Origin of the sequence: Streptomyces sp. DT2A-34 (assembly GCF_030499515.1) — a bacterium.
Lineage (GTDB): Bacteria > Actinomycetota > Actinomycetes > Streptomycetales > Streptomycetaceae > Streptomyces.
Map to the genome: position 1 here is coordinate 6,792,083 of NZ_JASTWJ010000001.1, position 18,173 is coordinate 6,810,255.

Annotated in this window: 16 protein-coding genes; 13 read left to right on the top strand and 3 right to left on the bottom strand. The window is 70.6% G+C overall.

The window, feature by feature from the left end; all coding sequences use genetic code 11:
* Positions 1-2 precede the first annotated feature (2 nt).
* Together QQM39_RS30515 and QQM39_RS30520 are read left to right on the top strand one after the other, a co-directional pair.
* Entirely contained in the window at positions 3-2,075 is a 2,073-nt protein-coding gene (locus QQM39_RS30515) for a hypothetical protein (RefSeq protein ID WP_302003780.1), read from the top strand.
* 236 nt (positions 2,076-2,311) lie between these two features.
* On the top strand, positions 2,312-3,538 hold the full coding sequence (locus QQM39_RS30520) for a glycosyltransferase family A protein (RefSeq protein ID WP_302000754.1): 1,227 nt from the start codon (positions 2,312-2,314) through the stop codon (positions 3,536-3,538).
* On the opposite strand, the gene QQM39_RS30525 is transcribed toward QQM39_RS30520, so the two are convergent.
* A complete protein-coding gene (locus QQM39_RS30525) occupies positions 3,507-5,555 on the bottom strand; it encodes a hypothetical protein (RefSeq protein ID WP_302000755.1) in 2,049 nt (682 codons plus the stop codon). The two genes, QQM39_RS30520 and QQM39_RS30525, sit on opposite strands and share 32 nt — an antisense overlap.
* 147 nt (positions 5,556-5,702) lie before the next feature.
* Complete coding sequence (locus QQM39_RS30530; protein WP_302000756.1) at positions 5,703-7,082, bottom strand: polysaccharide pyruvyl transferase family protein; 1,380 nt, start codon at positions 7,080-7,082, stop codon at positions 5,703-5,705.
* Between the two features lie 191 nt (positions 7,083-7,273).
* Here QQM39_RS30530 and proB point away from each other — a divergent pair, with 191 nt between their 5' ends.
* The 5 genes from proB to QQM39_RS30555 all read left to right on the top strand — a co-directional run bounded on the left by proB (position 7,274) and on the right by QQM39_RS30555 (position 12,731).
* Positions 7,274-8,401, top strand: a complete 1,128-nt coding sequence (proB, locus tag QQM39_RS30535) for a glutamate 5-kinase (RefSeq protein WP_302000757.1) — start codon at positions 7,274-7,276, stop codon at positions 8,399-8,401.
* Positions 8,402-8,780: 379 nt separating this feature from the next.
* Complete coding sequence (locus tag QQM39_RS30540) at positions 8,781-9,236, top strand: hypothetical protein (protein ID WP_302003781.1); 456 nt, start codon at positions 8,781-8,783, stop codon at positions 9,234-9,236.
* 195 nt (positions 9,237-9,431) lie between these two features.
* The gene (locus QQM39_RS30545; RefSeq protein ID WP_302000758.1) at positions 9,432-10,718 is read left to right on the top strand and encodes a glutamate-5-semialdehyde dehydrogenase; all 1,287 of its coding nucleotides are present in this window, start codon (positions 9,432-9,434) and stop codon (positions 10,716-10,718) included.
* Between the two features lie 176 nt (positions 10,719-10,894).
* A complete protein-coding gene (locus QQM39_RS30550) occupies positions 10,895-11,497 on the top strand; it encodes a hypothetical protein (protein ID WP_302000759.1) in 603 nt (200 codons plus the stop codon).
* 121 nt (positions 11,498-11,618) lie between these two features.
* Complete coding sequence (locus QQM39_RS30555) at positions 11,619-12,731, top strand: hypothetical protein (RefSeq protein ID WP_302000760.1); 1,113 nt, start codon at positions 11,619-11,621, stop codon at positions 12,729-12,731.
* A gap of 13 nt (positions 12,732-12,744) precedes the next feature.
* Here QQM39_RS30555 and QQM39_RS30560 read toward each other — a convergent pair whose 3' ends face one another.
* The gene (locus QQM39_RS30560) at positions 12,745-13,851 is read right to left on the bottom strand and encodes a M48 family metallopeptidase (protein WP_302000761.1); all 1,107 of its coding nucleotides are present in this window, start codon (positions 13,849-13,851) and stop codon (positions 12,745-12,747) included.
* A gap of 136 nt (positions 13,852-13,987) precedes the next feature.
* Here QQM39_RS30560 and QQM39_RS30565 point away from each other — a divergent pair, with 136 nt between their 5' ends.
* The 6 genes from QQM39_RS30565 (at position 13,988) to QQM39_RS30590 (ending at position 18,122) form a co-directional block, all read left to right on the top strand.
* Positions 13,988-14,149 (top strand): hypothetical protein, encoded by a 162-nt coding sequence (locus QQM39_RS30565; RefSeq protein ID WP_093909385.1) that lies wholly within the window; start codon positions 13,988-13,990, stop codon positions 14,147-14,149.
* Between the two features lie 131 nt (positions 14,150-14,280).
* Positions 14,281-14,445 carry a hypothetical protein gene (locus QQM39_RS30570; RefSeq protein WP_302000762.1) on the top strand — a complete coding sequence of 55 codons (165 nt, stop codon included), beginning with the start codon at positions 14,281-14,283 and terminating at the stop codon, positions 14,443-14,445.
* An 80-nt stretch (positions 14,446-14,525) separates the two neighbouring features.
* Positions 14,526-15,164, top strand: a complete 639-nt coding sequence (nadD, locus tag QQM39_RS30575; RefSeq protein WP_302000763.1) for a nicotinate-nucleotide adenylyltransferase — start codon at positions 14,526-14,528, stop codon at positions 15,162-15,164.
* 25 nt (positions 15,165-15,189) lie between these two features.
* Entirely contained in the window at positions 15,190-16,899 is a 1,710-nt protein-coding gene (locus QQM39_RS30580; RefSeq protein WP_302000764.1) for a LytR C-terminal domain-containing protein, read from the top strand.
* Between the two features lie 114 nt (positions 16,900-17,013).
* Complete coding sequence (gene rsfS, locus QQM39_RS30585; protein WP_302000765.1) at positions 17,014-17,460, top strand: ribosome silencing factor; 447 nt, start codon at positions 17,014-17,016, stop codon at positions 17,458-17,460.
* Positions 17,457-18,122, top strand: coding sequence for a histidine phosphatase family protein (locus QQM39_RS30590; protein ID WP_302000766.1), 666 nt, complete (start codon positions 17,457-17,459; stop codon positions 18,120-18,122). The genes rsfS and QQM39_RS30590 overlap by 4 nt, the downstream gene beginning before the upstream one ends.
* Positions 18,123-18,173 lie beyond the last annotated feature (51 nt).

The following is an 18,173-nucleotide window of genomic DNA, read 5'->3' on the forward strand; positions in this document are numbered from 1 at the left end:
GGGTGGGCAGCCCGGCCGAGCTGGCCGCGGCGGCCCTCATGATCCTGGGCTTCCCGGCGCTCATGCTGGCCGCGCTCGTCCCGAGCGTTCCCGCCTTCGCGGCCGCGGCCGCCGTGACGTACCTGGCGGACCACTATCTGCACCGCAAGAGCAGCTATCTGGTCAACCGCCTGAGCAAGGTGCGGGCCGGTCTGTCGATCCGCTTCCTGATCAGACAACTGCTGCTGATCCTGCTGCTGGCCCGGCTCGGTTTCGCGGACGACCTGATCTACTACGGCGCGATCGCCTGCTTCATAGCGTTCTACGGCCTCCAGGCCCCGCACGGCGCGCTGGTCACCCTGATCCGCAACCGCCGCCGTATGCCGGTCGCCACCCGCAACGTCGACCTCGCCTCGCGCATCCGCATCCCGGACGCCCCGCCGCGGAGGCTGCTGCACCGCTCCGCCGAGAAGATGCTGCACCTCGACCTCGCGGCCGTCGCGGGCATCCTCGTCTCGGCGGCCCTGGAGTCGGCCGTGGCCGGCTTCATCGGCATCGGCGTCACGGTGGGCGTGGGCTGCCTGTACGTCATGGCGCTCGTGCCCTACGTCCGCGGCCGGAAGATCCCGCCGAGGGCCGACACCGTCCTGGCCGCCGTCGACGACTGGCTGGCCGAGTACCGGCCCGAGACGGTGCTGTACTTCTCCGGCTCCAAGGACTCCGCCTACCAGGTCAACATGTGGCTGGAGACCATGGAGCAGCTCGACTCCAAGCCGCTGATCATCCTGCGCGAGCGGGTCATCCTGAACAACCTGGCGCCGACCACGGTCCCCGTCATCTGCGTGCCCGGCGGCGTGCACCTGATGAACATGGACCTGTCCAACGTGCGCGTCGCGCTGTACGCCGCGAACGTCGGCAAGAACATCCACCTGCTGCGCGTCCCCACCATGAAGCACGTCTTCATCGGCCACGGCGACAGCGACAAGCTCGCCAGCGTCAACCCGTACAGCAAGGTCTACGACGAGGTGTGGACCGCCGGGCGCGCGGGCCGCGACCGGTACGCCATCGCCGACGTCGGCGTCCGCGACGAGGACATCGTCGAGGTCGGCCGCCCGCAGCTGGCGCCGATCCATACCTGGCAGGGTGTGCCGGAGGGGCGTATCCCGACCGTGCTCTACGCCCCCACCTGGGAGGGCTGGGACGGCAACCCCGGCAACACCTCGATCGTGCTCGCCGGCGAGAACATCGTGCAGAAGCTGGTGACGGCCGACCCGCCGGTCCGCGTGCTGTACAAGCCGCACCCCTTCACCGGCACCGTCAGCGCCGAGGCCAAGGCCGCCAACCAGCGGATCGTCGCGCTGGTCCAGCAGGCCGGCGCCGAGCGCGCCACCGACTCGCGCTTCCAGGCCGACGCCGCCGCGCAGACCGCCGCCAAGGCCGAGCTCGCCCGCATCGAGGCCCGCCTCGCCGAGCTGTCCGGCAAGGGCAAGGGCAACGGCAAGGGCGACGAGGCCGAGGCCACCCGCGACGGCCTGGTGGACGTCGCCAAGCACGAGGAGATCGCCCGGCTGCGCGCCGAGTGGAACACCGCGTACTGGCGTTCCTTCGGCAGCCACGAGCACCGCGTCATCACGGGCGCCGAGCCGCGCCTGTACGACTGCTTCAACGTCTCCGACGCGATGGTCTCCGACATCTCCAGCGTGGTCTCCGACTTCATCGCCAGCGGCAAGCCGTACGCCGTCACGGACTCCGCCGAGCTGGGCGTGGAGGAGTTCAAGCGGCAGAACACGGCGGTGCGCGCCGCGACGATCCTGTCCAACAGCGCGGCCGAGCTGGGCGGCCTGCTGGACGCCGTACGCGACCCGGCGTCGGACCCGCTGGCCGAGGACCGGGGGGACCTCAAGCGGTACCTGCTCGGCCCGGACGAGCCGACCTCCATCGAGCAGTTCAACACCGCCGTGTCGGACCTCGCCATCAAGGCCGAGACGCGCAACGTCGGCCAGGAGTCACGGGTGGCGGCCGGAGCCGCCGAGGCCGCGCCGGCGACCGTACCCGCGCAGCGGGTGTCGGCGGCCGGGGACGATGTGACGGCCTGACCCGCACCACCGACGGCGCGGCCCCCGAGGAGCACTCCTCGGGGGCCGCGCCGTTTCTGGTGGGCCTCTTCTAGTGGGCCTCTTACTTTGCCCGAATACCGTGAGCCCATGTCAGCTCGCTATGTGATCCGGCTCACCAAAGCATGGGCGTGAGGCAACCGCTTGCAATGACCAGCCGTCTATCAAGTAGCGAATGAGGCGATACGGGGGAAATATCCCGTCGACAAGGGGGAAACGTGACCGTCACGCAGCCTGATGTGACTGTGATCATCGGGGCGTACGAAGCGATGCCGTACCTGATCGAGTGCCTGGCGTCAGTCGAGGCACAGACCATCGATCCGGAGCGCATCGAGGTCATCGCCGTCGACGACGGTTCGACGGACGGCACGGGGGAGTGCCTGGAGGAGTTCGCGGCCCGCGCGCCCATGCCGGTGACCGTGATCCGGCAGGACAACTCCGGTGGCCCCAGCGGCCCGCGCAACGTCGGTCTGGGGAAGGCGGCCGGGCGCTACGTCTTCTTCCTGGACGCCGACGACCGGCTGGGCCCCGAGGCCCTGGAGCGCATGGTCGCGATGGGCGACAGGAACGGCACGGACGTCATCCTCGGCCGGGTGGAGGGCGTCAACCGCACCGCGCCGAAGTCGATGTGGGGCAAGACGCTCGACCGGACCGACGTCTTCTCCTCGAACATCAAGTTCACGCTGAGCGCGCAGAAGCTGTTCCGCCGCGAACTGCTGACCAGGCACCACATGCGCTTCGACGAGTCCCTGTGGACCGGCGAGGACGCGCTGTTCACGATGGAGGCCTATCTGCGGGCCGACGGCGTCTCCGTGGTCGCCGACTACACCTGCTACTACCTGGTGGGCCGCGACGACGGCAAGCACGTGACGAAGAGCGGCGGTTACACCCTGCGGTTCGACTCCGCACGCGCCCTGATGAACCTGATAGCCGAGCACATACCCGCCGGCGACCGGCGCGACCTGCTCATGGTCCGCCCCTTCCTGATCACCCTGCTGCCGCAGTTCGGACCCAAGTACGCCAAGGACAGCGAGAAGGTCAGGCGGCACAAGCTGGAACTGGCCAAGCCCCTGATGGACGCGTACTGGACGCCGGGCATCGCCCGCCGCCTCAAGGTCGAGGAGCGCCTGCGACTGCACCTGGTCGCCGAGCAGCGCCCCGAACTCCTGCTGCCCGTCGTGGAGTTCGTCAAGGCCAAGAAGCAGCCGACGGCCCTCCTGGAGAAGAAGGGCCGCCGTGTCTACCTCGCCTACCCGCACTTCCGGGACGCCGCGGCCGGCATACCCGACTCCGTCTACCTCGCCGAACCGCGCGAGGCCCGCGCCTTCCCCGGCTACCGGGAGGGCGGCGCGGACTCGTTCCTGCGGCGGGCGGTGCGCAAGGCGCGGCGGATGCTGACGGCCTCGCGCGAGGCTACGCCGGGTGGGCGGGCTGCTCCCGCGTGAGGGAGCGTCGCTGATCCGGGATCTCGGCCGGGAGCTCCGCCGCCAGCCGCTCCTCCATCCGCGCTCGGTGCTCCTGCGCGGCCGAACACAGCGCCTGTACAGCCTCGTTGAAGCGCGCCTGTGACGTGGGCTCGGCCGGCCCCAACAGGTGCTGCTTCAACTCCTCCCGCGCTGCGGCGAGTTGGTCCTTCTCCGGGTGCCGGACCGCGCCCAGCAGTTCCGGCACCCCGGCCGCGTCCGGCGTCAGCACGGTCGCCGCGCGCACGGTCGGGAAGGCCTTGCGGAACACGTCCTCCGCGAGCCCACTGGTGTTCGCCACGGCGTACGGCTTCCCGCTCGCCAGGAAGTCGCTGATCACGCTCGACACATCGCTGATGAGCAGATCGGCCCGGTTGAAGCAGGCGTACAGCGTGGGCCGCGCGGCCGTCACGACCTGGTGCTCCCACTCCGGCAGCGAGGCCCAGTACGCCTCCTCCCAGGCGGCTGTGGCCTGTGCCACCGCCTCCGCCCGCCCCGCCTCCGGCGCCGACTGGAGCATCATCCGCTCGACCTGATCGGCGCTCGCCCGCACGACCGTCGTGGTGAGACGGTCCAACTCCTGCGTACGGAGGGTGAGTTCCCCGGTGTCCTGGGGCCGCTCACCCGTCCGCTCCCGGTTCGCAGCCCTGATCAGCTCGCGGATCCGCAGATCGGCCGCCCCGGCTCGCGGATCCACCGACCCCGTCAGCGGATGCGGCTTGTACAGCAGCCGTACACCGGGGTCGGCGAGCAGCGCCCGTACGAGGTTCTCGCCGGCCTCGATCACCGAGGTGTTGCCGGGGTTGCCGTCCCAGCCCTCCCAGGTCGGCGCGTACAGGACGGTCGTGTACGTACCGGCCGGCGGGCCCGCGTACGGCTGTACGGCGTCAAGCTGCGGGCGGCCGATCTCCACGACGTCCTTGTCCTCGACGCCGACCTCGGCATACGCATACCGCTCGCGCGCCGCGGGCCCCGCCACCCACACCTCGTCGTAGGCCTTCGCGTACGGGTTGCAGGACGACAGCTTGTCGCTCTCCCCGTGGTTGACGAAGGTGTGCTTGAGGGTGGGGATGCGCAGGACCTGGGAGGTCTTGCCGGAGTTGGAGGGGTGGATGAGCATCCGGAGCGTGGACTGCTCCAGGTGCATCAGGGTGGAGACCTTCGGCAGACAGAGGATCGGCACGTCGGTCGGCGCGATCTTCTGCACCATGAACCGCTCCCGCAGCACGATCAGCGGACGGCCGTCCAGCTTCGCGAGCGGCTCCAGCCACATGTTCGCCTGGTACGCCGAGGAAGCGCCGCCGGAGAAGTACAGGCCGACCGTCGGCCGGTACTCCGCCAGCCAGGCGTCCAGCCACTCCAGCGCCTCCCGCTCGCCCGCCGGGCGACGGCTCGGCAGCAGCCGTACGAGAAGGTCGTGCAGACCCAGCAGGGCGAGGCCGAGGGATAGGGCGATGCCGACGGCCGCGCAGCGGGGGTCGTCGAGGGCCGCCGTGGTCAGCAGGCCCGCCGTGGCCGGGAGGCCGAAGACCAGCAGGCGGGGGCCGGGGCGGCGCAGCAGCAGGGGCGGGGCGGGGGACAGGCGCAGCCCGGAGGCGTCGATGTTGCGGGTGACCACCGGCAGGGTGCGGGTGCGGCGGACCAGCACCGAGACCGCCTGGATCGCGCAGTGCAGGGCGTAGAAGGCGAGGAGGCCCGCGACCAGCGGGCCGTACACCGTCTCCCGGTCCTGCTCGCCGAGCCGCAGCAGGGCCACGACCAGCAGCAGGTCCCGCAGCACATGCCGCGCGGTGATGTCCGCGTGCGACTTGGCGAACACCGACAGCATGCCGCGCTGCCAGCGCAGCAGCACACCCTCGAGGGCCAGGGACGTGACTGTCGCGGCGAGCAGCACCGGGACGTGCGGGTGCAGCGCCGCCACGGCCTGGGCACCGAAGGCGGCGGCCAGGAGAGCCGTGACGAGCGCTCTCACCGGGAGGCGGGACAGGGGTGTGGGCAACTGCGGTCACTCCAAGGTCGGGGCGGGACGTTGTGCGCCCGGGTTAACGCGCACCGACCTCCGGACGACACGCGAGTGTCCGGATGGTTTGGAGTGACCGAGGCTGCCGGAACCCCGCCCCTACCGCCGTAACCCCGCCCCTACCGTCTACCGTCCCGACTGCAGCGCCCGGCGGATCGGGCCGCCCACCACACGGCGGGCCCGGCGGTAGACGGACGCCGCGGGCAGCCCCGTGCCCGGCTTGGCGGTGCGGGCCACCTCGCGCCTCAACCGGTCGTTGTCCGTGGAGAGTTCGGTGATACGGCTCTGCAGCCAGCCGAACCGGGTGGTGAGCGAGGTGAGGTCGGCGTCGTTCCAGGGGCGGACGCCCGCCGGGAAGGCCAGCGACCGCATGCGCTCCTCGAAGGCGGCACCGCCGTCGCCGTGCGTGAACGTGTTCTCCAGGCCGTTGCGGTCCAGGAACGCCGTGAACCGCTCGAACCGCTCCTGGTGGCCGCTCATCAGGGCGCCGAAGTCGGCCTCCTCGTACAGCGACGCCGGGTCCAGGTCCTCGGGCAGCTTGTCGATCCGGCGGTGCGGGATGCCGAAGTAGCGGCACAGCTCCAGCGTGCGCGAGTCGCCGCACAGCACGGTCGCCGGGGTGCCCGCGAGCAGCGCGGCGATGTTGCCGTGGATGCGGGAGCCGAAGGAGAAGTCGAACGCGCGCAGGTCGTCGATCCAGGTGACCGGGTCGATGTAGACGCGGACCTTGTCCTCCCGGTACATCGGGTGCTCGGGGTGCGTCGGCATCGCCGTCACCAGACCGTTCGGGTCGGACAGGTCCCGCCAGTGCAACTGCCGTGCGTCGCTGAGGTTCTGGCCGATGAAGCGCAGGTTCGGGTAGCGGGCGTGGGCGCGGGTGATGACCCGGTCCAGGCCCTGGGATTTCACCGCGCTGTGCGAGCCGTTGACCGCGATCCGGGAGCCCGGGTGGAGGGCCGGCTCCCGCTTGGTGACGGTGAGTTCCTTGCCGTACATGAAGAGCGACGGGCAGCCGATGACCTCGACGTCCCGGAAGCCCAGGTCCTTGAGGTACTTCTCGGTGAACTCGCCCCGGACCCCGATGGAGGCGCTGCGGTCGAGCACGGCGGAGACGAACTCGCGCACCGTGGGCTCGATGCCCTTCAGCCGGGCCGCGTTGTAGCCGAGCCCGGCCTGCGCGCCGACCCCCACCACGACCACGGGGATCCGCAGCTTGCCGATCAGCCGCGTCAGCCGCTTCAACTGCGCCTCGAACGAAGGCCGGAACGCGTTCGCGAGCGGGACGACGAAGGCGTCGTACTCCTCGTTGATCCGGCCGGCCGCCGAGATGTCGGTGCGGATGCCGTTCGAGAAGACCTTGGTCCGCGGGGTTTCGAGGATCTTGTGGGTGACGTCGCTGAAGATCAGGTTGCCGGAGTTGGTGGCGATGACGTCCCGGTGGAGGGCCTCCTCGACGGAGACGACGTCGTAGGGACTCTTGCCGGAGCGGAGGAGCAGGCGTTTCACGGCCTTCAAATTATGTTGGGAGAAACTTCAATTTCCAGATGGAGCCAATACAACCTTTTTGCCGTACGCAAAGCGTGAGCAAACTGCTACAGGGCGCCTGTCCGGAGGCTGGAATCCCCGCGCGCCGCACGATCCACTTCGCGTAGATTGCCGAGCAGGGAACCGGACCCACGTGAGGGGAAAGAGCACAGGTGGCAGGGGCAAGGCAGGGTGTGCGCGAGGCCCGCAGGATTGTCGTCAAGGTGGGGTCCTCGTCGCTGACCACCGCGTCCGGCGGCCTGGACGCCGACCGGGTCGACGCGCTCGTCGACGTCCTCGCCAAGAGCCGCAGCGGCGGGGAGCGGGAGATCGTCCTCGTCTCCTCCGGCGCCATCGCGGCCGGACTCGCCCCGCTGGGCCTGCGCCGGCGCCCCAAGGACCTGGCCCGCCAGCAGGCCGCCGCCAGCGTCGGCCAGGGCCTGCTCGTCGCCCGCTACACCGCCTCCTTCGCCCGTTACGGCGTCCGCGTCGGGCAGGTGCTGCTGACCAGCGACGACATGAGCCGCCGCGTCCACCACCGCAACGCCTCGCGCACCCTCGACAAGCTCCTCGCGATGGGCGCGTTCCCGATCGTCAACGAGAACGACACCGTCGCCACGGACGAGATCCGCTTCGGCGACAACGACCGACTCGCCGCCCTGGTGGCTCATCTGGTGCGGGCGGATCTGCTGGTGCTGCTGTCCGACGTGGACGGTGTGTACGACGGTGACCCCAGCAAGCCGGGGACCTCGCGGATAGCTCAGGTGCGGGGGCCGGAGGATCTCGCGCACGTCGAGATCGGCAGCGCGGGCAAGGCCGGCGTCGGCACCGGCGGCATGGTCACCAAGGTCGAGGCGGCCCGGATCGCGGCCGCCGCCGGCATCCCGGTGGTCCTGACCAGCGCCGTCCACGCCGCCGAGGCCCTGCACGGCGGCGACACCGGCACCTACTTCCACGCCACCGGCAAGCGCTCCGCCGACCGTCTGCTGTGGCTCCAGCACGCGTCCACCCCCCAGGGCTCGCTGACGCTGGACGACGGCGCGGTACGGGCGGTCGTCGAACGCCGCAAGTCGCTGCTGCCGGCCGGAATCGCCGCCGTGGAGGGCGAGTTCAGCGCGGGCGACCCGGTCGAGCTGCGGGACAGCACGGGCCACGCGATCGCGCGCGGGCTCGTCAACTTCGACGCCAAGGAGATCCCGCAACTGCTCGGACGGTCGACGCGGGAACTGGCGCGGGAGCTGGGGGCGGAGTACGAGCGTGAGGTCATCCACCGGGACGATCTGGTGATCCTGCAGCCCTGAGCGGCGGCGCGGTGGCGGCGCGGACCTGGCATCCCCGGCCGAAAACGGGGTGAACGCCCTGCGATACGTGTCGCCCTGAGGTGGACGTTCCGCGCTGCATTGCCCTGGGGGGCCACCCCCGGACTCCCGGCCGAAAACGGGGTGAACGCCCTGCGATAGGAGTCGCCCTGAGGTGGACGTTCCGCGCTGCATTGCCCCGGGGGCCACCCCCGGACCCCCGGCCGAAAACGGGGTGAACGCCCTGCAATAGGAGTCGCCCTGAGGTGGACGTTCCGCAAAACCGCCCCGCGAGCCCTTGCGGCCTGCTCAACTTTGTCTCAGGGACATTCCGCACGACCACGGTGTCGGTCACTGCGTAAAGGAGGCCGTTGTGAGACGAGTGCGCCCTGGGACGGCGTCCCGCGGTGCCGGTGGGGCCTCGTCCCGTGCGGCCGGTGAGGAGCGCGCCTTGACGAGCGTCGCGGCCGGCGACCGGTACGAGGAGCCCAAGGACCTGCCCCGCCTGTGGCACGTCACCCTCAGCGTCTCCGGCCAGGAGGCCCCGCTGAAGGAGGTGCGGCGCGCCCTCGAACAGCTCGCCCACGACCACCCCTTTCTGCTGACCAGCAGGTACGCCACCGACCACGCCGAGATCCGCTACTGGGAAGAGGCCCGCGACCTGCACGACGCGGCCGCCGTCGCGCTGCGCCTGTGGGGCGAGCACCGGCAGAGCGCGGGGCTGCCGCCCTGGGAGATCGTCGGCCTGGAAGTCATCGACCGCGAGACCTACCACCAGCGGATCGCCGAAGGCTACGGGCCGCTGCCGGCGACCCCCGTGGGCGTCCATCCCTTCTAGTGCGCCTACTAGTGCGCCTACTAGTGCGCCTAAACCGGCGCCGCTCTCGCGGACCTGGGTTGCGCGCCGTCGCGGTTCCTCAATCGATGGTTGCGGTGCGTAGGGGGCAAACGAGGGCGAGAGGTGCGTATCGGTTCTGTCTCGGGAGATGGGACAGCGGCAGGACGCCGGCCCCGGTCGCACTACCCTTCTTTCATGACCACGCTTTCGCCGTACGACTCCATGTCCCCGGTCACCCAGGCCGCCTACCGCGCCAAGGCCGCCGCCGCCGACCTCGCCCCGCTGCCGCGGGCCGAGAAGGACGACGCGCTGCTCGCCATCGCGGACGCCCTGGAGGTCCGTACGAGCGAAATCGTCGAGGCCAACGCCAAGGACATCGCCAAGGCCCGCGAGGCCGGCACCAGCGAGGCGATCATCGACCGGCTGACGCTCACCCCGGAGCGCGTGCGGGCCATCGCCGCCGATGTGCGGGACGTCGTCGCGCTGCCCGACCCGGTCGGTGAGGTCGTCCGCGGGTCCACCCTCCCCAACGGCATCGACCTGCGCCAGGTCCGCGTCCCGCTCGGCGTCGTCGGGATCATCTACGAGGCCCGCCCGAACGTCACCGTGGACGCCGCCGCCCTCTGCCTGAAGTCCGGCAACGCCGTGCTGCTGCGCGGCTCGGCCTCGGCGTACGAGTCGAACACCGCACTCGTCCGGGTGATCCGGGACGCCGTGGGCGGGGCCGGGCTGCCCGCCGACGCCGTGCAGCTGGTGCCCGGGGAGAGCCGTGAGAGCGTGCGCGAGCTGATGCGCGCCCGCGGCCTCGTCGACGTGCTGATCCCGCGCGGCGGCGCCGCGCTGATCCAGACCGTCGTGTCGGAGTCGATCGTTCCCGTCATCGAGACCGGCACCGGCAACTGCCACGTCTACGTCGACGCCCACGCCGACCTCGACATGGCCATCGACATCCTGATCAACTCCAAGGCCCAGCGCGTCAGCGTCTGCAACGCCGCCGAGACCCTCCTGGTCCACCAGGACATCGCCCCCGAGTTCCTGCCGCGCGCCCTGGACGCCCTCGCGGAGGCCGGGGTGACCGTGCACGCCGACGAGAGGGTGCTGGCGTACGCCAAGGACTCCAAGGCGACCGTCGTCGAGGCCACGGCCGAGGACTGGGAGACCGAGTACCTGTCCTACGACATCGCCGCCGCGGTCGTGGACTCGCTGGACAAGGCCGTCGAGCACATCCGCCTGTGGACCTCCGGCCACACCGAGGCCATCGTCACCACCTCCCAGCAGGCCGCCCGCCGGTTCACCCAGCTGGTCGACTCCACGACGGTCGCGGTGAACGCCGCCACCCGGTTCACGGACGGCGGCCAGTTCGGCTTCGGCGCGGAGATCGGCATCTCCACGCAGAAGCTGCACGCGCGCGGGCCGATGGGGCTCCCGGAGCTGACGAGCACGAAGTACATCGTCACCGGAGACGGGCACGTACGGCGCTGACCCGGCGAGGTCGCTTCGCTGACAGGCGCGCCCTTGCTGTGCGGGGGCGCGTCGGAGGGCGCGGCGGCGCAGGGCGCGCGGCCAGGGCATATGCGGCCGACACGCGCCCCGCTCTGCGTCCGTGCCGCACAGAGGTGTCTCACAAGGCAGATGAATTTCCATACCGTCTGCCCAAATTGACCCCCCAGGACTACTCTGGATCCGTGCCGGAGGACGTGGGGGGCACGCCGTTCCCTGACGGCTGGGAGCCCGACGACGACCACGACCGCGGGGTGTCGGACGAAGAGTTCGCCTCCGCGGTCTTCGACGAGGCCTTCGTACGGGCGGCCGTGGTGCACGAGCCGACCGCCGTCGAACGCCTCCTGGCCGCCGCCCAGGCGAGAGCGGAGGCCTCCGAGGCGGAAGCGCGCCGGGCACCCGGCCGGGGTGAGCGGTTCGACGACGGGTACGGCCCCGAGGGCCGCACCGGTTTCGGCCATGATCCCGAGCTCGACGATCTGGACGACACGGACATACTCGAGGGCCGTTACGGCGCCCCCGGGGCGTACGGCAAACAGGTCCGCTGGCATCGCCCCGTCGCTTGGGTGCTCGCCCTCGTGATGGGCATCGGCATGGTCGCGCTGGCCTTCGCCGCGGTCTACCGCGGCGCCTCCTCCAACGGCCGGGACCAGATCACGCCGCCCGCGTCCACCGGGCTCGAACAGGGGAGCGGGGCGGCTCCCTCCGCCTCCGCCGACCACTCCCAGCCGGCCATTTCGGCCATCCCGCGCACACCCTGAACGGACCTGACCGAGGGCCTGAGCATTGCTGAGAGCTGCCGGACCATCCTGGTGAGAACCTGTCAGAACTTGTCGTGTACCAGGGCGTTTACCGGAGCTCCCCGCGACCTACCCTGAAGATATGGGAGGGCCTGGAGACCCACCCGAGGGGACACCCGAGGGCGGCCCCGGAGGTGGCGAGGACGAGTACCGATCCGTCGTCTTCGACGAGTCGTTCGTCCGTGCTGCCCACCTTCAGGAGTTCTCCGCGCAGGAGCGCATCGCCGACCACGCGCCCGCCGTACGCCGCCGTCCGCCCCTACGCCGGGGCCTGTCCCGGCAGGCGCTGATCCTGGTCCTGTTGATCGCCGTGGCCTTCGGTACGGCGATCTATATGGGTGTACGGCATCCGTATCAGACCCCCGCCGGTTCCGGGCCGCTCGCCGAGCCCCTGCGGATGACCGTCATCCCGCTCGCCCCGCAGGGCAAGGTGCCCGGGACGAGCGACACCGAGTACCTGTACGAGCACAGTCCCGCCGCGCAGTTCCGCATCGGCGCGGAGGGCATTCCGCTGCCGGCCGCGCGGCGTACCGCACACTTCTCGGACAGTCAGGTGACGAACGCGCTGAGTATCGCGAAGGACTACATCGTGCGGTCCGCGCTGTATCCCGAGGTGCTCACCGGGGACCAGATCCGTCCGGTGCGGGTGCTGCTCGATCCCGACCAACTGGACCAGTTCGACCAGAGCTTCAGCCAACCGGCCGCGGACGGGCGGCACGCACCGACCGGATGGCTGGTTCGGTTCGATCCCGCTCAGGCCGAGCTGGCGGATCGCAAGATCCGGGTGCAGGGCACGCTGCAGGCCGCGGAGACCGACTCGTCGACGCTCGAGGTCACGGCCGATCACACGTTTGTGTACGCCCTGCGGGCGGTGGAGACCGGGGATCAGGCCAAGGCGGATCAGAAGGCCGGCGCCGGTAAGGAGGCCTCCGAGGCCTCACTCTTCACCGTGCGCCGGGAGCTGCACTTCCGCTTCGACCGTGAGGACCTGCGGCTGAATCAGGCCCAGCTGGTCGTCTCCTATGTCCAGGCGGGGCCGCTGTCCTGTGCCGAGGACTCCACGAACCGGCTGCATCCGCTGCTGGCGGGGCAGACGGCGAAGGAGGGCGGGCCGGCCGGGACCGACCCGTACGCCACGGGTGGGGCGACGGCGCTGTGCGGGTCGCTGGCGGCGGGGTCCCAGCCGAAGGTGTGAGCCGCTGAAAGTCTCAGTTACCGGAGCCTTGGTCGCCCGTGTCGCCCGTGTCGCCCCGCCTCGGCTCGTCCTTCGGTGGGGCGCTCGTGAAGCCGCCGAAGCCCCTCCGCACCCGGCCGCCCAGGTCCCCGGCGCCGTCGGCGATGTCCGTGACCAGCTTCATCAGGGGGTCCTTGGAGGACTTCACGTGGGTGGCGTAGTGGGACGCCGACTCGCGGAAGGAGTCCGTCACCGAGGTGTCCTTGTCCTCCGCGCGGCGCGGGTAATGGCCGTCCATGATCCGCTGGTAGTCGCGGGACTCGGCCCACTTCTTCAGCTCGGCCGCGCGGACCGTGGTGAAGGGATGGGAGCGGGGCAGGACGTTCAGGATCTTCAGGACCGAGTCGCGCAGGTCGCCGCCCGCCTCGTACTCCTCGGCCTGCTTCAGGAACGCGTCCACGTTCATCTCGTGCAGATGGTGGCCGCCCGCGAGCTTCATCAGGCCGCGCATCGAGGACTGCAGGTCCTGGCCGACGAGCAGGCCGGCCCGGTCGGCGGACAGCTCCGACTTGCGGAACCACTCCCGCAGCGCCGTCACGATCGCCATGATCGCGATGTTGCCCAGCGGGATCCAGGCGACCCGGACGGCCAGGCTGGTGAGGAAGAGGAGGATCGTGCGGTAGACCGAGTGGCCGGAGAGGGCGTGGCCCACCTCGTGGCCGATCACCGTCCGCATCTCCTCCTCGTCGAGCAGCTCCAGCAGACCCGTCGTGACCACGATGATCGGCTCGTCCAGGCCGATGCACATCGCGTTCGGCACCGGGTCCTGGTTGACGTACATCGGCGGGACCTTCTCCAGGTCCAGGATGTAGCAGGCGTCCCGCAGCATGTCGTTGAGGTGCGCGAACTGCTGGTCCGACACCCGCACCGAGTCGGACAGGAACAGCAGCCGCAGACTGCGCTCGGGCAGCAGGCCGCTCAGCGCCTTGAAGACCGTGTCGAAGCCGCTCAGCTTGCGCAGGGCCACCAGGGCCGAGCGGTCCGCCGGGTGCTCGTACGCACGCGAGGAGATCCCCGGGAAACGCCTGCGCTGCCTGCTCGGTACGTTCTCGTGCCCGTTGTGCTCGTGGCCGTCGGACATGTCTTCCCCCATGTGCGTGTGGATGGCTCTGTGCGGCCCTTTGCGGAGCCTTGTTCAGCCCTTTGCGCCCCCGAAGCAGAGCCCAGCCTAGGCGGAGTTACCGTGGACGGGCACTACAGCGAAGGAGTTCCGCGCCATGGAGCACAACCCCGCCGCCGCCTGGCTCACCGAGGCCGCGAGCGCAGCCGAGCAGCAGGGGGCCGGGAATCTGCTCCGGGTCGTACTGATCGTGATGGTCGTGGGCTGTGTGCTGACCGCGTGGTTCCTGTTGCGGGGCTACAGGCGGAAGGACGAATGAGCCGCCGGGAAGGTTCCCCGCGGGCCGTCGCAGGCGCCCCAACGGTGGAGTCGGCGTGATCGCCGCCAGGGCGCCCGCTTACGATGGGCCGACATCTTTATCCCGCCCACACCCGATAGGTCACGCCGAAGATGAGCTTCCACAGCGCAGCTGCCCAGTTGGTCACCCTCGCCGCCGAGGGCGAGGAGCACGGTGGCAACCACGAGAGCATCAGCCCGTGGCTCACCGGGGGTGGCGCCTTCGTCATCCTGATGCTTCTGCTGTGGATCACCACTCGCTTCAACCGCGACCGCTGAGTCCCGACCAGGCCTCTCCCGGTCCGCCCGGGCAGTTGTCGGCCGAAGCCCCTCAGGCGGGGCCGGTAGGGTCTGCACGCATGGGAGAGCAGGACATGCCTACCGGCCCCGGAAGCGGCCCGTCGAACCGCGGCAAGCGCCGCCTCGGCGTCATGGGTGGAACGTTTGACCCGATCCACCACGGCCACCTCGTCGCGGCCAGCGAGGTCGCCGCGCAGTTCCACCTCGACGAGGTCGTGTTCGTGCCGACCGGCCAGCCGTGGCAGAAGAGCCACCGGCACGTCTCCCCGGCCGAGGACCGCTATCTGATGACGGTCATCGCCACCGCCGAGAACCCGCAGTTCTCCGTCAGCCGCATCGACATCGACCGCGGCGGCCCGACGTACACCGTGGACACGCTGCGCGACCTGCGCGCGCTCAACCCGGACACGGACCTCTTCTTCATCACCGGCGCCGACGCCCTCGGCCAGATCCTGACCTGGCGGGACTCGGAGGAGTTGTTCTCCCTGGCGCACTTCATCGGGGTCACCCGGCCCGGCCACCACCTCGACGACTCCGGGCTTCCGGAGGGCGGCGTGTCGTTGGTCGAGGTTCCCGCGCTGGCCATCTCGTCCACCGATTGCCGCGCGAGAGTCGCAAAGGGCGACCCCATCTGGTATCTGGTGCCGGACGGAGTCGTGCGCTACATCGACAAGCGCGAGCTGTACCGCGGCGAGTGAGGCAGTGAGCCGAGAGGGGCAACCGGTGAACGACCGATACGACGCGGGGTACGGGGATGACCAGTACGAACTCGTCGGCTACGACGAGTACGGGCGGCCGGTCTACCGACGGGTCCCGCCCCAGCAGCAGCCGCCCCAGCAGTCGTACGACCCGTACGCGCAGCAGGGGTACGGCTACGACCCGTACGCGACCGGCCGACAGCAGCCGGTCCCGCCGTACGACCCCTACGACACCGGTGTCACCGGTCAGCAGCCGCCCACGCCCGCCTACGACCCGTACGGCACCGGCACGCACCACCAGCAGCAGGCCGGCGGGCACTCGGCGCCGTACGACCCCTACGGCCGTACCGCCACCAGCGGTCAGCAGCATCGCGTCGCCGAGCAGACCGCGTACATCCCGCACCAGGCCGGGCCGGTCGAGGATCCCGTGGTCCAGGACCCCCAGGAGCGGGGGGAGCGGGATTACCGCACTGAGCAGTTCGCCTTCGTCGAGGAGCCCGACTCGGACTCCGAGGACGTCATCGACTGGCTGAAGTTCACCGAGAACCGCACCGAGCGCCGCGAAGAGGCCAGGCGACGGGCACGCGCGCGTGTGATCGCTCTCGTGGTCGTCCTGGCGGTCGCCGCGGCCGGCGGCGTCGGCTACCTCTGGTACGCCGGGAAGCTGCCCGCCCTGTCGTCGTCCGACAGCAAGCAGGGCACCCCGACGGCCGTGGGCGCCCAGAAGCGGGACGTGATCGTCGTCCATCTGCACAACACCAAGAAGGGCGGCACCTCCACGGCGCTGCTCGTCGACAACACCACCACCAACCGGGGCACCACCGTCCTGCTGCCCAACTCCCTCGCCCTGACCGGCGACGACGGCACCACGACCACCCTTGCCAAGTCCGTCGACGACGACGGATCCTCCGGGACGCGCGACGCGATCGACACCGTCCTCGGCACCGAGATCCAGGGCACCTGGCGGCTGGACACCCCCTACCTGCAGAACCTCGTCGACCTGGTCGGCAACATCGAGGTCGACACCGACACCGACGTGCCCGACCCGGACGCCAAGTCCAAGGGCGCCGCGCCCCTCGTACGCAAGGGCGAGGACCAGACCCTCAGCGGCAAGATGGCCGTCGCCTACGCCACCTACAGCGCCTCGGGCGAGGCCCAGAACGCCCAGCTGGAGCGGTTCGGGCAGGTCATGCAGGCCACGCTGCGCAAACTGACCTCGGACACGCAGGGCGCGACCACCACCGTGCAGACGCTCGGGATGATCATCGAGCCGCCGCTGACCGACAAGGACCTCGGCGCCTTCCTCGCCAAGCTCGCCGACCTCGCCAAGGGCGGCGACTACAAGACGGCCCTGCTGCCCGTACAGACCGACGGCACGCTGAGCGCCCAGGCGAGCGCCAGTGTCGTCAAGGACGTCCTCGGCGGCACCGCCAAGAGCCCCGACAAGGACGCCGCCGTCCGCGTGTCCGTCCGCAACGCCAGCGGGGTCAAGGGCAACACCGACAAGGCCCGGGTGGTGCTGCTGAACGGCGGCTTCACCTTCCTGGAGGGCGGTTCGGCGTCCACCGCGGCCACGTCCAAGGTCGTCTACACCGACGCCGCCGACAAGGACAACGCCACCGAGGTCGCCAAGACCCTCGGCCTGTCCTCCACAGCCGTCACCAAGGGCGACGTGTCCGCGAACGCGGACGTCTCGGTGGTCCTCGGCCAGGACTACGAGCCGTCGTCCTCATGACCCCACGGCCCGCATAACCGCAGGCCACCCCACGTGAGCCGGTAATCGCGTGGGGTGCTGTCGGCGGTCCGTGAGACCCTTGGTACCAAACGACCGCCGACCGAAAGCCTTGTAGTGACCGCTACCGACCGTTCCCTTGAGCTCGTCACCACCGCCGCCCAGGCGGCCGCCGACAAGCTCGCCCACGACATCATCGCCTACGACGTCAGCGACGTCCTGTCGATCACGGACGCCTTCCTGCTGGCCTCCGCCCCCAACGACCGCCAGGTCAAGTCGATCGTCGACGAGATCGAGGAGCGGCTCCTGAAGGAGCTCGGCGCCAAGCCGGTGCGCCGTGAGGGCGACCGCGAGGCCCGCTGGGTGCTGCTCGACTACGTCGACATCGTCGTGCACGTCCAGCACAGCGAGGAGCGCGTCTTCTACGCGCTGGAGCGGCTGTGGAAGGACTGCCCCGAGCTCGAACTGCCCGACGACGCCAAGGCCACCCGCGGCAAGGCCGCGGAGCACGCCAAACTGCAGGCCGCCGAGGAGGCCGCCGAGCTGGGCGGTGAGTGGCGATGAGCACCACCGACGAGGTGCCCACGGGGAAGCCCGGCCGCCGCGTCATCCTGTGGCGGCACGGCCAGACCTCCTGGAACGTGGAGCGCCGCTTCCAGGGCACCACCGACGTCGCCCTCACCGAGGCCGGCGTCTCCCAGGCGCGCCGCGCCGCCCGGCTGCTCGTCAGCCTCAAGCCCGACGCGATCATCGCCTCCGACCTCCAGCGCGCCGCGAACACGGCCGCCGAGCTGGCCGCGCTCACCGGCCTGGAGGTGACCCACGACGAGGGCCTGCGCGAGACCTACGCGGGCGCCTGGCAGGGCCTGACGCACGAGGAGATCATCGAGCGGTACGGCGAGGAGTACGCCGCGTGGAAGCGCGGTGAGCCGGTGCGGCGCGGCGGCGGCGAACTGGAGACCGAGGTCGCCGACCGCGCGGCGCCCGTCGTGCTCCGGCACGCCGAGAAGCTCCCCGACGACGGCACGCTCGTCGTGGTCAGCCACGGCGGCACGATCCGTACGACCATCGGGCGCCTCCTCGGCCTGGAGCCCCGGTGCTGGGAGAGCCTCGGCGGTCTCACCAACTGCTGCTGGTCCGTCCTGGGCGCGGGCGCGCGCGGCTGGCGTCTGCTGGAGCACAACGCCGGCACCCTGCCGGAGCCGGTGCTCGGCGACGACGACTGAAGCCGGAGGTCCCGGCCGGGACGACCCGGGACCCGGATTTCACTTTCCGGC